14 protein-coding genes, 1 tRNA gene and 1 pseudogene are annotated in these 14,382 nt (G+C 46.3%); 13 read left to right on the top strand and 3 right to left on the bottom strand.

What is annotated here, in order from left to right; translation table 11 throughout:
• Positions 1-119: 119 nt before the first annotated feature.
• The 3 genes and pseudogenes from H8Z76_RS04860 to H8Z76_RS04850 all read right to left on the bottom strand — a co-directional run.
• Positions 120-818: pseudogene (locus H8Z76_RS04860) on the bottom strand (IS91 family transposase); the annotation flags it as partial.
• Between the two features lie 124 nt (positions 819-942).
• Entirely contained in the window at positions 943-1,971 is a 1,029-nt protein-coding gene (locus H8Z76_RS04855; RefSeq protein WP_186981810.1) for a 3-deoxy-7-phosphoheptulonate synthase, read from the bottom strand.
• A 108-nt stretch (positions 1,972-2,079) separates the two neighbouring features.
• Positions 2,080-2,364: a hypothetical protein gene (locus H8Z76_RS04850; RefSeq protein WP_022515039.1), complete on the bottom strand. Its 285-nt coding sequence runs from the start codon at positions 2,362-2,364 to the stop codon at positions 2,080-2,082.
• Positions 2,365-2,491: 127 nt separating this feature from the next.
• On the opposite strand from H8Z76_RS04850, the gene H8Z76_RS04845 reads away from it, so the two are divergent.
• The 13 genes from H8Z76_RS04845 to H8Z76_RS04785 all read left to right on the top strand — a co-directional run bounded on the left by H8Z76_RS04845 (position 2,492) and on the right by H8Z76_RS04785 (position 14,376).
• Entirely contained in the window at positions 2,492-3,349 is an 858-nt protein-coding gene (locus H8Z76_RS04845) for an undecaprenyl-diphosphate phosphatase (protein WP_408639482.1), read from the top strand.
• Positions 3,350-3,467: 118 nt separating this feature from the next.
• Positions 3,468-3,539 (top strand) — tRNA-Arg (locus tag H8Z76_RS04840).
• Positions 3,540-3,624: 85 nt separating this feature from the next.
• A complete protein-coding gene (locus tag H8Z76_RS04835) occupies positions 3,625-4,977 on the top strand; it encodes an SH3 domain-containing protein (RefSeq protein ID WP_186981809.1) in 1,353 nt (450 codons plus the stop codon).
• A gap of 78 nt (positions 4,978-5,055) precedes the next feature.
• On the top strand, positions 5,056-5,850 hold the full coding sequence (gene rluF / locus H8Z76_RS04830) for a 23S rRNA pseudouridine(2604) synthase RluF (protein ID WP_243240422.1): 795 nt from the start codon (positions 5,056-5,058) through the stop codon (positions 5,848-5,850).
• Positions 5,820-7,814 carry an NAD-dependent DNA ligase LigA gene (ligA, locus tag H8Z76_RS04825; protein WP_186981807.1) on the top strand — a complete coding sequence of 665 codons (1,995 nt, stop codon included), beginning with the start codon at positions 5,820-5,822 and terminating at the stop codon, positions 7,812-7,814. Before rluF ends, ligA begins: the two co-directional genes overlap by 31 nt.
• A 16-nt stretch (positions 7,815-7,830) precedes the next feature.
• Positions 7,831-8,763 (top strand): homoserine O-acetyltransferase MetA, encoded by a 933-nt coding sequence (gene metA / locus H8Z76_RS04820; RefSeq protein ID WP_186981806.1) that lies wholly within the window; start codon positions 7,831-7,833, stop codon positions 8,761-8,763.
• A gap of 97 nt (positions 8,764-8,860) precedes the next feature.
• Positions 8,861-10,216, top strand: a complete 1,356-nt coding sequence (locus H8Z76_RS04815) for an MATE family efflux transporter (RefSeq protein WP_022515045.1) — start codon at positions 8,861-8,863, stop codon at positions 10,214-10,216.
• Between the two features lie 43 nt (positions 10,217-10,259).
• A complete protein-coding gene (locus H8Z76_RS04810; RefSeq protein WP_186981805.1) occupies positions 10,260-11,006 on the top strand; it encodes a hypothetical protein in 747 nt (248 codons plus the stop codon).
• Between the two features lie 98 nt (positions 11,007-11,104).
• Entirely contained in the window at positions 11,105-11,482 is a 378-nt protein-coding gene (locus H8Z76_RS04805) for an Asp23/Gls24 family envelope stress response protein (protein WP_022515047.1), read from the top strand.
• 161 nt (positions 11,483-11,643) lie between these two features.
• Positions 11,644-12,042, top strand: coding sequence for a transcription antitermination factor NusB (nusB, locus tag H8Z76_RS04800; RefSeq protein WP_022515048.1), 399 nt, complete (start codon positions 11,644-11,646; stop codon positions 12,040-12,042).
• Complete coding sequence (gene xseA / locus H8Z76_RS04795) at positions 12,039-13,268, top strand: exodeoxyribonuclease VII large subunit (protein ID WP_186981804.1); 1,230 nt, start codon at positions 12,039-12,041, stop codon at positions 13,266-13,268. The genes nusB and xseA overlap by 4 nt, the downstream gene beginning before the upstream one ends.
• The gene (gene xseB, locus H8Z76_RS04790; RefSeq protein WP_022515050.1) at positions 13,261-13,473 is read left to right on the top strand and encodes an exodeoxyribonuclease VII small subunit; all 213 of its coding nucleotides are present in this window, start codon (positions 13,261-13,263) and stop codon (positions 13,471-13,473) included. The genes xseA and xseB overlap by 8 nt, the downstream gene beginning before the upstream one ends.
• A 9-nt stretch (positions 13,474-13,482) precedes the next feature.
• Positions 13,483-14,376, top strand: coding sequence for a polyprenyl synthetase family protein (locus H8Z76_RS04785; protein WP_186981803.1), 894 nt, complete (start codon positions 13,483-13,485; stop codon positions 14,374-14,376).
• The last annotated feature ends 6 nt before the right edge of the window (positions 14,377-14,382 follow it).

Genomic DNA, 14,382 nt, shown 5'->3' with positions numbered 1-14,382 from the left:
TCTGTTCAGGATTCAGAGGCGAATACTTTACGCTCTTTTGCGCCTGTTCCGCTTCTGGCATGACTGGAACAGATGTAAGAGCTGGAAGTTGCAGATATCTGCTTAATCAGCAGACACTATTTAATGGTGATATCAGGAGTGCAGAGACTTGGCTTTGCACGAACATAAAAACCATTGGAGTGTTTCGTATACATTTCATTTTTAACTTTACGAAAAGCGGGGCCAATACGGAAAGTGAGCTGTTCAAGCAGCACTTTACGAAAGGCATTACGAAGAAAGTTATAATCAAAATGTTTGACAGGACGCCAGGGAGTGATGTTGCCAGCGCCGCCTTCAGATATGAGGGCATGGATATGAGGATTCCATTTTAAGTCACGCCCAAAGGTGTGAAGAACACAGATAAATCCGGGAGTAAAGTTTTCAGTTTTATTGATTTTGGAAAACATACGAAGGACAACGTCACGGACAGAATGAAATAAGCAATTTAAGAGAGACCTGTCTTTGAGAAAATAAACGCGAAGTTCCTCAGGGATAGTGAAAACACAATGGCGATGAACACAGGAAACGAGCTTACAGGACATATGAAAAGAACGAAGCTGGTTGTATTTGTTTCCACAGGAAGGGCAAAAACGGCTTTTGCAGCGAAAGGGAACAAATTTAAGATTTCCACAGTGAGGACAGCCATACATGGCACCACCGTGAGAAGAGTCACCACAATGAATCATCTTGTTAACATTTTCAATGACAGCAGGACGGGGATGGAGTTCGTAAATGATGTGTTCATAATAATCGGTAAAGACAGATTGTAATATATTCATAATAGGATTTTACAATAAAGAAGGACATAAGAAAACCCCTTCCCCTCATGAATGAGGGGTTAGGGGAGCTGAGAGTGTCGAAGACACTTTTTTGTAATGACGACCGCTGATCAGATGTGTTGGCTTAACACATTTCAGCGATATCGTAGATCAGACGCTCGGAATCTTCCCATCCAAGGCAAGGATCCGTAATGGATTTTCCGTAAATGTGTTCTCCGATCTTCTGGTTGCCAGGTTCAATGTAACTTTCGATCATGACACCCTTTACCATCTTTCTGATCTCATCGGATAACTGACGGTTGTGCATGACTTCTTTTACGATACGGATCTGTTCTTTGTACTTCTTGCCGGAATTGGAGTGGTTTGCATCAACCACAGCAGCAGGATTTTTTAAATCCATCTTGTCATACATTTCGATCAGGCGCATGATGTCTTCGTAATGGTAATTCTGGGTTGCGTTTCCGTGTTTGCTGACTGCACCGCGGAGTACGACGTGCGTGAGGTCGTTTCCGGTTGTCTCCACTTCGAAACCACGGTAGGTGAAGTGGTGCGGATGCTGTGCGGCGTAAACAGAATTTAACATAACTGAGAAATCACCGCTGGTCGGGTTTTTCATACCGGAAGCAACATCGAAACCGCTGACGGTGAGACGGTGCTGCTGATCTTCTACAGAACGTGCGCCGATGGCAACGTAGGAGAGGAGATCTTCAACATATCCCCAGTTTTCCGGATACAGCATTTCGTCTGCGGAAGTAAGACCGCTTTCTTCGATGGCACGGATGTGCATTTTACGCATGGCAATGAGACCCGCGATCATGTCCGGTGCTTTTTCCGGATCCGGCTGTGTTGCGATTCCCTTATAGCCTTCGCCAGTGGTTCTTGGCTTATTGGTGTAAATACGTGGGATGATGATCAGACGATCCTTTACCTTTTCCTGTACGGCAGTCAGACGGCTGACATAGTCGCAGACCGGATCTTCACTGTCTGCGGAGCACGGTCCGATGACGACGAGAAAATGATCATCCTTTCCGGTCAGCACATCGCGGATCATGGCATCACGTTCTTTCTTCAAAGCGGTCAGCTTGTCGGAAAGCGGATATTCCTTTTTGATTTCTTCCGGTGTCGGTAATTGGTTTAAGTAGGTGAAACTCATGTTTGTATCTCCTTTTGTATTCTTATAGATTCTTTTCTTATTTTTATACATGTGAACCAATGCATATCTTAAAATATTATGGCACGGTTGTCAATGATCTATCCGGTTTTAAAGCCGTCCTTTTGCCCATTCGTCCGGAGCGGCGGCATACTGTTCATTCAGCCATTTGCAGGCGTTTGCGATCCCGTCCTCGGAAAAATCAAAATCCTTTGCAGTTTTTTTCTCATCGGAAACCACGTCAAAGCAGTACGGTCCCGGAAATACCGTGGCACGCAAAATGTTTTTTTCATCCTGCTCGATGCGTTCGATGCGGTAATGCATTCCCTGATAACTTCCGGAAAAATGTGTTTTTTTGTAAAAAGGGATAGTAAAAAGATCCTTGCGTTCTATCATATTAAGACTTCCTTTTTCTGACCATGAATGGTATGATTATGAATGCTTATCGACAAAAGATATTTGATGTCTGCATTATTATAATATAACATGATACAGAAAACAAGAAAGGAAACGACAGATGGAAATGATGGAATTACTAAAGGTGGTGCTTTTTGGCATCGTGGAAGGGATTACGGAATGGCTGCCGATCAGCAGCACCGGACATATGATACTTTTAAATGAAGTGGTATCTTTGCATGTCTCAGATGAATTTTACAGTATGTTTCAGGTTGTGATACAGCTTGGCGCTATTCTGGCGGTTGTGCTGCTCTTCTTTAAACAGATCTGGCCCTTTGGCAGAAAGAATAATGAGGAACCGCTCACAGCGCATGGAGCAGGAGCCTGGATCAAAACCGATATTTTTAAGCTCTGGTTTCGTATTCTGGTGTCCTGCGTCCCTGCGGCAGTTGTGGGAATACTTTTTGATGACATATTAGAGGAAATGTTCTATAACTACAGGACGGTAGCGATTATGCTGATCCTGTTCGGTGTTGCGTTCCTTATCGTTGAAAACCGAAATCATGGGAAAAAAGCGCAGGTTACTTCATTAAAAGACATTACATACAGACTTGCGTTCTGGATCGGAATGTTTCAGCTGATCGCCGCAATATTTCCGGGTACCTCCCGTTCGGGCGCGACGATCGTCGGCGCGTTATTGCTTGGCGTTTCAAGAACAGTTGCGGCAGAATACACCTTCTTTCTGGCGATCCCGGTCATGTTCGGGGCGAGCCTGCTAAAACTCGTGAAATTCGGTCTGGCATTCTCAGCCGCAGAGACCGCGATCCTGCTTACCGGTATGGTGGTCGCGTTTGTGGTATCCTTAATCGTGATCCGCTTTTTGATGGGATATATCAAAAAGCACGATTTTAAAGTGTTTGGCTGGTATCGGATCATTCTTGGCGCGATCGTGCTTTTATGCGGAGTATGCGGATTGCTTCCGTAACTGGAAAAAAATCTCTGCCGGGAACGGGGAATATGGCTTGACTTTTCTTACTGAAATTGTTACTATGTAAAAGTCGCTTGTTACATATGGTAACGGGCAGCTTATACTTTTGGGATATGCAACTGTAGTCTAATGGATAGAACGTAGGACTCCGACTCCTATAATGCGGGTTCGATTCCCGCCGGTTGCATATTTTTTGGAAGAAAAATAGTAGAAGAGACAATCTGTTTTGGATAAATTCGCACAGGGAGAACGTCAGGAGGAAGCAGAGTCATATGAGTTCAGAAGATAATAAGAAAAATGAAAATAAATCAGTTTTAAAAAAAGAAAACAGCCCTAAGAAGAGTCAGAAAAACAGCACAGAGGCTGTTTTAAATTTTATTCAGGCAAATCTGAAATACATTGCAGGAGCTGCGGTATTAGTAATTTTGATCGTGGTTCTTCTGGTTTACACCGGGAAACAGGGCGGAAATAGTGGAAGCAATGCGGCAGATACCACAGAGATCAGCGGAGCAGAAGGAACGTATGAGGTAGACTCCAACGAAGAGATCAATACCCTGATCACAAATTATTTCAATGCATACGCAAATGGAGATACCGATACGATCGCCACACTTGCGACACCGTTGTCCGATCTGGAGAAGAGTTATATTTCCATGTACAGCCAGTATGTGGAAGCATATCAGAGCATACGATGCTATACCAAACAGGGACTGGATGACAAGTCTTATCTCGTATCGGTTTATCTGGAGATGAAGTTCGCAGGAGTAGATACAGTTGCGCCGGGACTCAGCTTCTTTTATGTACAGACCAACGATGACGGAAGCCTTTACATTAACAACGCTTACAGCTATTTCAACCTGAATATGTTAGAAAACAATCCGGATGCGGCATATCCGTTGGATGATAATGTAAAGAAACTGATCGATAAATTTGAAAAACAGGATGATGTGGTAGCGCTTCTTGCGGATGTCCAGTCGAAGTATGAGACAGCGTTATCGGCAGACGCAAATCTTGCAACAATGGCAAATACAACACTTGCGGATGCTTATAATGCGTGGGCGGCAACGATCAATTCTTCTGCACCGGCTGCGGAAGCGGATACGACAGCGCAGGCGGAAACACCGGCAACTGAGGCACCGGCAGCAGAACCTGTACCGGAAGCAGAGACTCCGGTAGCGGAGACACCGGCAGATACAAGTGGAGTTACGGCGGCGAATGATACCGTATATGCACTGGATACCGTGAATATCAGATCAGAAGCAAATGAGTCAGGATCTGTGGTAGGCCGTGCGACCGTAGGAACATCCTTTACCAGAACCGGAACCACCGCAGACGGATGGAGCCAGGTGGAATATAACGGAACCACCGCATATATCAAGAGTGATTATTTGACCACGGATGCGTCACAGACTTCCGGACAATCACAGAATACTGCGGCTGCGGGCGAGAGCGTTCGTTTGTCAGATACAACCAATATCCGTTCATCCATGAGCGAAACAGCCGATCGTGTCGGAGTTGCTTATTCGGGTGAGACGGTAAAAGTGATTGAAAGTTATGCAGAAGGCTGGAGCAAAGTCGAGTGGAATGGAAAAACCGGATATATTAAGACGGATTTATTGCAGTAGAACAAAGCAGACAGGCGGAGGCTTCATGGTCTCCGCCGTTTTTCACTTTGCGGAAGTTTACGGCGGATGGGAGAGTTTATGCAGGATTCAGAAAATGGGATCAGGATCAATAAATTTTTGAGCGAGGCAGGTGTGTGCTCCAGACGTGAGGCGGATCGTGAGATCGAGGCTGGAAATGTACGGATCGGAGAGCGGGTCGCAGTGACCGGGGACCGCGTGATGCCGGAAGATCAGGTCTTCTTCCGGGAACGGCCGGTAAAAAAAGAGGAAGAGATGATCCTGCTCGTGGTAAATAAACCGGCGGGGATTGTATGTACGGCAGAAAAAAGGGAAAAGAATAATATTGTTGATTTTATACATTATCCGAAGCGGATCTATCCGGTCGGCCGTCTGGACAAGGATTCCGAAGGGCTCATACTCATGACGAATAACGGAGAGATCGTGAATAAGATCATGCGCGCAGGCAACCGGCATGAAAAGGAATACATTGTGACGGTAAACCGCGAAGTGACAGGATCTTTTCTGCATGGAATGGCAAACGGAGTGCCGCTTACGGAACTTGGCGTGACAACCAGAAAATGTAAGGTGGAAAAGCTTGGAAAACACCAGTTTAAGATCATTCTGACGCAGGGGTTAAACCGGCAGATCCGCCGTATGTGTGAGTATTTCGAGTATCGTGTGACACATCTAAAACGTGTCCGTATCATGAATATCCGTCTGGGTGATCTGGAAAACGGAACGTATCGCAAGATTACAGAAGAAGAGTGGAAGACATTGCAAAGACTGATCAGGGATTCTTCCAGTGAGACTGTGAAAGAAAAAAGCAAAGGCAGGACGACAGGATGGATGCAAAAACAAGAATCGAAGAATTAAAAAAGACGCTGGAGTACCATAGCAACCGCTATTACAATATGGATGATCCGGAAATTTCCGATTATGAATATGACAGCATGATGCAGGAACTGAAAAAGCTCGAAAAAGAGCATCCCGAACTTGTTACGCCGGATTCTCCGACACAGCGGGTCGGTGGAACTGCAAAACGTGAGGCGGGTGTTCTGGTTCGTCATAACGTGCCGATGTTAAGCCTCCAGGATGTGTTTTCCAAAGAAGAGGTCTATAACTTTGTGAATGAGATGAAAGAACAGCTGGAAGATCCGGAATTTGTCGTGGAATATAAGATCGACGGACTTTCCATGGCACTCCGCTACGAGGACGGCGTATTAAAACTTGCCGAGACACGCGGAGACGGGATCAACTTCGGGGAAGATGTGACGGAGAACGCAAAAGTGATACCGGATGTGAAGAAAAAATTAAAGGATGCGCTTCCATATCTGGAGATCCGCGGCGAAGTATATATGAAATTAAAGGATTTTGACGCGGTAAATGAGACGCAGGAACTCCTTGGCAGGAAACCGTTCGCGAATCCGAGAAACTGCGCGGCAGGAACGCTGCGCCAGCTCGACAGCCGGATCACAAAGGAGAGAAAGCTTTCCATGTTCATTTTTAATGTGCAGGAAGTAAGGGGAAGAACCTTTGCAACCCATACGGAAGGCTATGAATTTTTAAAAAAACAGGGCATCCATGTCATTGATAACTATAAGGTATGCAAAACTGCGGATGAGGTCTGGGACGCGATCACACGGATCGGTGAGAACCGCGGCAATCTCGGATATGATATTGACGGGGCAGTAGTAAAGTTAAACCGGATCGCAGACCGTGAGAAGCTTGGCAGTACCTCCAAGGTTCCGCGCTGGGCGGTGGCTTATAAATATCCGCCGGAAGAAAAAGAAACAAAAGTGCTTGATATCGAACTTTCTGTAGGAAGAACCGGCCGCATCACACCGACCGCGATCTTTGAACCGATCCGTCTTTGCGGCACTACGGTGTCAAGGGCGACACTGCATAATCAGGATTTTATCGATGATCTGGATATCGGGATCGGGGACACGATCGTGGTGTATAAATCCGGTGAGATCATTCCAAAAGTAAAAGAAGTGATTCACGCAAAGCGGCCGGAGGGAACGGTACGTTTTGAGATCCCGGATGTCTGTCCGGTTTGCGGCGCAAAGACAGAGCGGGAAAAGGATACGGCAGATATTAAATGTACATCACCGAACTGCCCGGCACAGCTCGAACGCCATATTATAAATTTTGTAGGCAGGGATGCCATGGATATCAAGGGCTTTGGAACGGTTTACATTGAGGAACTGGTACGTCTGGGATATTTAAAGGATGTGGCGGACATTTATGACCTGAAGGATCACAGGGAAGAACTGATCGAACAGGGCATTATCGGAAAAGAGAAAAATACGGACAAGCTGTTAGACGCGATCGAGACATCCAAGAAAAACGATGCCTATAAGCTCTTGACCGGACTTGGAATTCCAAATGTGGGAAAAGCGGCTGCAAAAGCGATCTTAAAGTATTTTAAGGAATTCGATGCGCTGGAAGCTGCGGACATGGAAAAACTTCAGGAAGTGAACGATATCGGAGAAGTCAGCGCGGACTGTATCTTCCGCTTTTTCGGGGATGAAAAAAATAAAGTGCTGTTACAAAGACTGCGGGATGCGGGCGTAAATATGGCTTATATTCCGGAAGAAGGAGCCGATGAGCGTTTTGCGGGACAGACGTTTGTGATTACCGGCACACTGCCTTCGATGGACCGGAAAGAGGCGGCAGCCTTGATCGAAAAATTCGGGGGAAAAGTCGCAGGTTCTGTTTCCAAAAAGACCGCCTATGTACTTGCCGGTGAAAATGCCGGAAGCAAACTGACAAAAGCAAATGAACTGGGGATTAAAGTCATTTCTGAGGAAGATATCCTTGCAATGACGAAATAAAGGAGCGTGTTTTGGTATGCCAATTAAAATTCAGGGGGATCTCCCGGCAAAGGAGATTTTAGAAAAGGAAAATATATTTGTCATGGATGAAAACAGAGCGGCACATCAGGATATCCGTCCGATCGATATCGCAATTTTAAATCTGATGCCGTTAAAGGAAGATGCGGAATTACAGCTTTTACGTTCGCTTTCCAATACGCCGCTTCAGGTGGATGTGACATTTCTTGCAGTCTCATCCCATGAGTCCAAGAATACATCACAGAGCCATCTCAATAAGTTTTATCTGACTTTTGAAGATGTGAAATACCGCTCATTTGACGGAATGATCATCACCGGGGCACCGGTGGAGCAGATGCCTTATGAGAATGTGGATTACTGGAAAGAAGTATGCAGGATCATGGAGTGGACAAAAACGCATGTGACTTCAACGCTGCATCTCTGCTGGGGCGCACAGGCGGGACTCTATTATCATTATGGAATCCCGAAGCATGACCTCGAAAAAAAGAAATTCGGGATTTTCCGCCATCATGTTATGAACCGTAAGATTCCGCTGGTGCGTGGGTTCGATGATTACTTTTATGCGCCGCATTCGAGACACACAGAGGTGCGCAGGGAAGACATCGAAAAGATACCGGAACTCACGATCCTCGCTGAGTCAGATGAGGCTGGCGTTTTCCTCGTGACGGATCCGGAAGGCAAGAAGATCTTTGTGATGGGACACCCGGAATATGACAGACTGACACTTGACGCAGAGTATAAGCGTGATAAGGAAAAAGGACTGCCGATCGATCTGCCGGTCAATTATTATCCGGATGATGACTGCACGAAGCGTCCGTATCTGCTGTGGCGTTCCCATGGAAATATTCTCTATGCGAACTGGCTCAATTATTATGTATACCAACAGACACCGTATGACTTTATCAATACGGCGGAGATTATTGGGAAATAGAAAGTAAAAGATAAAATAATTTAAAAAAGTGGCTTGACTTTTCCAGAAATCCTCATTATCATGTTTAAACAGAATATGAGAAAAGAAGGAATCGGATATGGGAAAAAGTGCTACTAAGGATATGACTGCAGGGGCTCCGTTAAAGCTGATCCTGCAGTTTTTTGTGCCGATGTTTTTCGGAATGCTTTTTCAGCAGTTCTATAATATGATGGACACCATCATCGTCGGAAAGGCGCTTGGTGTCAATGCGCTTGCGGCGGTAGGTGCGACGGGGTCGATCAATTTCATGATCATCGGATTCTGCATGGGCGTTTGCAGCGGGTTTGCGATACCGGTTGCGCAACGTTTTGGAGCGGGCGATTATCATGCGCTGCGCAAATATGTGGCGAACAGTGTATGGCTTTCCGCAATCTTTGCAGGTGTGATGACGGTGGTGGTATGTGTGCTGTGCAGACAGATCCTGCTTTGGATGCGCACCCCACAGGATATTTTTGACGGGGCATACAGCTATATCTTTGTTATCTTTGTAGGAATACCGGTTACTTATTTATATAATCTGCTCTCCGGGATCATCCGTTCACTGGGGGACAGCAGATCACCGTTGATCTTTCTGGTATTTTCATCCCTCCTTAATATTGCGCTGGATCTGCTCCTGATTTTGTCCTTTCATCTTGGTGTGGCGGGCGCTGCGTACGCGACCGTGATCTCGCAGGCGGTTTCCGGTGTGCTTTGTCTGATCTATATGCGAAAGAAATTTGAAGTCTTAAAGATGACAAAAGAGGAATGGCGGATGGAGCGCGGCTATATGCTGCATTTATGCAATATGGGAATTCCGATGGGACTTCAGTATTCCATTACGGCGATCGGCAGCGTGATCTTACAGACCGCGGTGAATACGCTTGGCTCTACAGCTGTCGCTTCGGTAACGGCGGGAAGCAAAGTGGGGATGTTTTTTGCGTGCCCGTTCGACGCAATGGGAGCGACCATGACTACATATGCGGGACAGAATGTGGGCGCAGGAAAGGTTGACCGTGTAGGCAGGGGAATGAAGGCATGCTGTATCATAGGAGCGGTCTACTCGGCGGCGGCATTTGTGGTGTTATACTTTTTCGGAGAACAGGTTTCTCTGTTATTTGTCGATGCCGCAGAGCAGGAGATCCTGCACAACTCCTGGCTGTTTTTGACTATCAACGCCGCGTTTTACCTGCTGCTTGCGTTGGTTAATATTGTCCGTTTTACGATACAGGGAATGGGATTCAGTTATCTTGCGATTCTTGCGGGGGTGTGTGAGATGGCGGCGAGAAGTGTGGTCGGAATCTTTTTTGTGCCGCTCATCGGTTACAAGGCAGCCTGCTTTGCGAGCCCGATGGCATGGCTCTGTGCGGATCTGTTTCTGATCCCGGCATTTATGTATGCATCCAAGACATTGAAAAGGCGGCTGCAGGATCAGTAGAAGATCCGGGAAAAAGAAATGAAATAAGGAAAGTTGGTTATTCATGAAAAGCGTAGAAAAAAAGGTGGATTTTAACGCGCATATAGCGGATATACAGGTATCGCTGATCCGTGAGGAAGGAAAAAACTATGCGCAGATCGCGTGTAAAAATGTTTCAGGAAAGATTATTACCCGGATCTCTTTTTGGGCAAGCGGGACGGATTATTTCGGAGATGCCATAAAAACAGAAGATGGAACGGATTTTGTGATTACACAGAACGGATTATCTTTAAAGCCGGGCGAATCTATGGAACCCTGCCGCATAGAGATCAATGATGAGATCCGCAACCTGGATTTGAAAGAAAAAGAAGTGGAATTCGCGGATGGAGTCTGCGAAGCCTATGCGGGGGCGGAGGAACATATCTACCATGCGGACTGCTTTATGGAAGACAGTTACTGGGACAAACCGGAGCTTGATATCTTAAAAAAGATAGATGTGCGTTTTTGCAGTTATCCGAAAGAGACGGCAGTGGGATGGCTGTGCGCGTGTGCATATTTAAACCGGACGGATCGAAGTGTCTGCGGCGGCTGCGGACATAACAAAAATGAAGTCTTCCTCACCTGCAGCAAAGAAGCGGTTGCAAAGCAGAAACAGGCGGATCAGGAAGCGTTCGAGGAGAAAATGCGGCAGATGGAAGCACACAGAAAGAAAGTTGACCGGATCGAAACGGCAAAATTTTTTGCAGAGGTGTTACTGACTTTACTGCTTTTGTTTCTGGCAGGTTATCTGTTTTTCCACTTTCGCAAATGAAAATGTTTTCAAAAAGTAAATAATCTGTTATAATAAAACAGACAATAGAAACAGAGTGCTGTTTCGCAGATGGATAATAAGTTCAGGAGGCAGAAGCTATGGCGGAAGACAGAAAGATTTTTAAAATAAAAGAAGACAATCTCGGTGAAGTGCGTATTGCGGATGAAGTAGTTGCAATTATCGCAGGACTTGCCGCAACCGAAGTGGAGGGCGTAAGCTCCATGGCAGGAAATATCACGAACGAACTGGTCAGCAAACTGGGTATGAAAAACCTTTCCAAAGGCGTCCGTGTTGAGGTGTTAGACGGAAGCGTGGAAGTAGAAGTCGCGCTCAACATCGCGTATGGATTTGCAATCCCGGATGTTTCGGCAAAGGTTCAGGAGAAAGTGAAAACTGCGATCGAAACAATGACCGGACTGAATGTTGCGCTTGTCAATGTGCGTATCGCAAGTGTTGATATGGGCGGCAACAAATAGTACTTTTTAATTATGCATTCATGTTGTATAATAAAGGATGTCGAAAATGACATCCTTTTTCGTTTCATAAGGGGAATCCTGTCGCATTAACGCGGCAAAGCGAAAGATTCCATGGAACGGACCCGCCTGGGTGGGATGATAGAGAATAGAAAGGAAATCATATGAGCAGGAGAGAATTAAGAGAACAGATATTTCGGATTTTGTTCCGCGTGGAATTTCATGATCCAAAGGAGTACGAGGAACAGAGAGAGCTGTTTTTCGCATTGGAGGAAGGAGAGGCTTCCGAGAAAGATATTTCCTATGTCAATGACAAAGCAGAGGATATCATCGCCCATCTTCCGGAAATTGATGAGGCAATCAATGCGGTGGCAAAAGGATGGAAGACAAGCCGCATGGGAAAAGTGGATCTTACGATCATCCGCCTTGCGGTGTATGAACTGAAATATGAAGAAGACATTCCGACCGGGGTAGCCATCAACGAGGCAGTTGAACTTGCAAAGAAATATGGTACGGACACATCTTCTTCTTTCGTGAACGGAGTACTGGCGAAACTGGCATGATACAGGGCAGAAAAAATGTATATACGGTAGGACAGGTAAATACCTATATTAAAAATATGTTTGCACAGGATTTTTTACTGCACCGGGTATGCGTAAAGGGTGAGGTATCAAACTGTAAATATCATACATCCGGTCATATCTATTTTACCTTAAAAGACGCGGCCGGTACGATTAGTGGCGTTATGTTTGCGGGAAACCGCCGTGGCCTTGCTTTTCGAATGAAAGAGGGAGACCGGGTGGTTGTCACCGGATCGATTGAAGTATACGAACGGGATGGAAAATATCAGCTTTACGCGAAAGAGATCACACTCGATGGAGAGGGGGATCTCTATCTGCGTTATGAGGCATTAAAACATGAACTGGAAGAAATGGGAATGTTTGCGCAGGAATATAAAAAGCCGATCCCGCGTTATGTGAAACGGGTCGGGATCGTGACGGCACCGACCGGCGCGGCAATCCAGGATATCCGAAATATCGCTTCGAGAAGAAATCCCTATGTGCAGCTGATCCTGTATCCGGCATTGGTGCAGGGCGATGGAGCAGCGGAGAGCATTGTAAATGGGATCCATGCACTGGATCTGCTGGGTGTGGACGTGATGATCGTCGGACGCGGCGGTGGATCGATCGAAGATCTGTGGGCATTTAACGAGGAGATCGTGGCACGGGCAATTTTTGAGTGTGAAACACCGGTCATATCCGCAGTCGGACATGAGACAGATACAACGATCGCGGATTATGTGGCGGATCTGCGGGCACCGACACCATCGGCGGCGGCAGAGCTTGCGGTGTATGATGTAGAGCGGCTGATGCAGGATATCGCGTCCTGTGAGAACCGTCTGAACCGTCTGATGAAAAATCAGGCAGTGCTCACAAAAAACCGTCTGCTTTCCTATGCGGCAAGGCTCAAGGTATTAAGTCCGGAGTATCAGTTAAACAGCAAAAAGCAGTATGCGGCAGAGCTGGAAGACCGTTTGGGCAGAACAATGCGGGATGTCTTAAATCAAAAGCGTCATCGGATGGAACTGCTTGCCCGGAATATGGACGGACTGTCCCCGTTAAAAAAACTGAGCCAGGGATTTTCTTTTGTCTCGGATATGGAGGGAAAGAACCTCTCAGGTGTTGACCAGGTTGAGACGGGGGATCACATAAAGATCCAGATGACAAACGGATGTCTGGAAGCAACCGTGGATAAAAAGGAAGAATTTCGGAGGAATATTCATGAGTGAAGAAAAAAAGCCAAGCCTGGAAGAAACGTTTGCGGAGATCGAGACGATCATCGAGAAGCTGGAATCCGGAGAACTGGATCTGGATGAATCGTTTGCGTTTTATGAAACAGGAATGAAAAAACTGAAACACTGCAACGAGGAGATCGACCGGGTAGAAAAGAAGATGCTTTGCCTGAATGAACAGGGTGAACTGGAAGAATTTTAGGAGTGTGCCATGGATAAAAAGAAAGAAGAAATCAATCTTCATACCAAAGAAGTGGAACAGATCATAGAAAAATACCTTCCGAAAGAAGAAGGATTTCAGAAAAAAGTGATCGAGGCGATGAATTACAGTTTTCTCGCGGGAGGAAAGCGGTTGCGTCCGATGCTGATGCTTGAAACCTATCGGCTGTTTGGAGGAAAAGGAAAGGTCATTGAGCCGTTTATGGCAGCCATTGAAATGATCCATACTTACTCACTGGTGCATGATGATCTGCCGGCAATGGATAACGATGCGATGCGGCGTGGAAAGCCAACCACACACAAGGCGTTCGGAGAGGCGATGGCGATCCTCGCAGGTGACGGACTTTTGAACTTCGCCTACGAGACCGCAGCTTTGGCATTCCAGATGGAACCGCAGAACGTGCGGGTTGGAGAAGCGTTTGCGGTACTTGCGAAAAAAGCAGGGATCTATGGAATGGTGGGCGGACAGACTGTGGATGTCCAGACAGACAAAGGTGAGGAGATCACAAGAGAAAAACTCGATTTTATCTACCGCTTAAAGACCAGCGCACTGATCGAGGCGTCCATGTTAGTCGGCGCGATTCTTGCTGGCGCGTCCAAGGAAGAACAGGATATCATCGCGCAGGTGGCGGGAGAGATCGGGCTGGCATTTCAGATCCAGGATGATGTTCTGGATGTGACCAGCACGATGGAAGTTTTAGGCAAGCCGATCGGCAGTGATGAAAAGAACAACAAGGCGACCTATGTCACCTATGAAGGGCTGGATAAAGCAAAACAGGATGTGGAGCGGATTTCGGTCACGGCAGTAGAACGTCTGTCATCCCTGCCGGAAAAAAATAAATTTTTGGAGCAACTTTTGCTCTCTTTGATCCAAAGAGAAAAATAGAGGTAA

The sequence above is a fragment of the Roseburia yibonii genome, assembly GCF_014297335.1.
GTDB classification, from domain to species: Bacteria; Bacillota; Clostridia; order Lachnospirales; family Lachnospiraceae; genus Roseburia_D; species Roseburia_D yibonii.
This window is presented reverse-complemented; position numbering and strand designations above follow the sequence as displayed.

Coding starts and splice junctions, on each gene's coding strand:
- H8Z76_RS04855 (WP_186981810.1), bottom strand. CDS start 1,971: ATGAGTTTCACCTACTTAAACCAATTACCGACACCGGAAGAAATCAAA.
- H8Z76_RS04850 (WP_022515039.1), bottom strand. CDS start 2,364: ATGATAGAACGCAAGGATCTTTTTACTATCCCTTTTTACAAAAAAACA.
- H8Z76_RS04845 (WP_408639482.1), top strand. CDS start 2,492: ATGATGGAATTACTAAAGGTGGTGCTTTTTGGCATCGTGGAAGGGATT.
- H8Z76_RS04835 (WP_186981809.1), top strand. CDS start 3,625: ATGAGTTCAGAAGATAATAAGAAAAATGAAAATAAATCAGTTTTAAAA.
- rluF (WP_243240422.1), top strand. CDS start 5,056: ATGCAGGATTCAGAAAATGGGATCAGGATCAATAAATTTTTGAGCGAG.
- ligA (WP_186981807.1), top strand. CDS start 5,820: ATGGATGCAAAAACAAGAATCGAAGAATTAAAAAAGACGCTGGAGTAC.
- metA (WP_186981806.1), top strand. CDS start 7,831: ATGCCAATTAAAATTCAGGGGGATCTCCCGGCAAAGGAGATTTTAGAA.
- H8Z76_RS04815 (WP_022515045.1), top strand. CDS start 8,861: ATGGGAAAAAGTGCTACTAAGGATATGACTGCAGGGGCTCCGTTAAAG.
- H8Z76_RS04810 (WP_186981805.1), top strand. CDS start 10,260: ATGAAAAGCGTAGAAAAAAAGGTGGATTTTAACGCGCATATAGCGGAT.
- H8Z76_RS04805 (WP_022515047.1), top strand. CDS start 11,105: ATGGCGGAAGACAGAAAGATTTTTAAAATAAAAGAAGACAATCTCGGT.
- nusB (WP_022515048.1), top strand. CDS start 11,644: ATGAGCAGGAGAGAATTAAGAGAACAGATATTTCGGATTTTGTTCCGC.
- xseA (WP_186981804.1), top strand. CDS start 12,039: ATGATACAGGGCAGAAAAAATGTATATACGGTAGGACAGGTAAATACC.
- xseB (WP_022515050.1), top strand. CDS start 13,261: ATGAGTGAAGAAAAAAAGCCAAGCCTGGAAGAAACGTTTGCGGAGATC.
- H8Z76_RS04785 (WP_186981803.1), top strand. CDS start 13,483: ATGGATAAAAAGAAAGAAGAAATCAATCTTCATACCAAAGAAGTGGAA.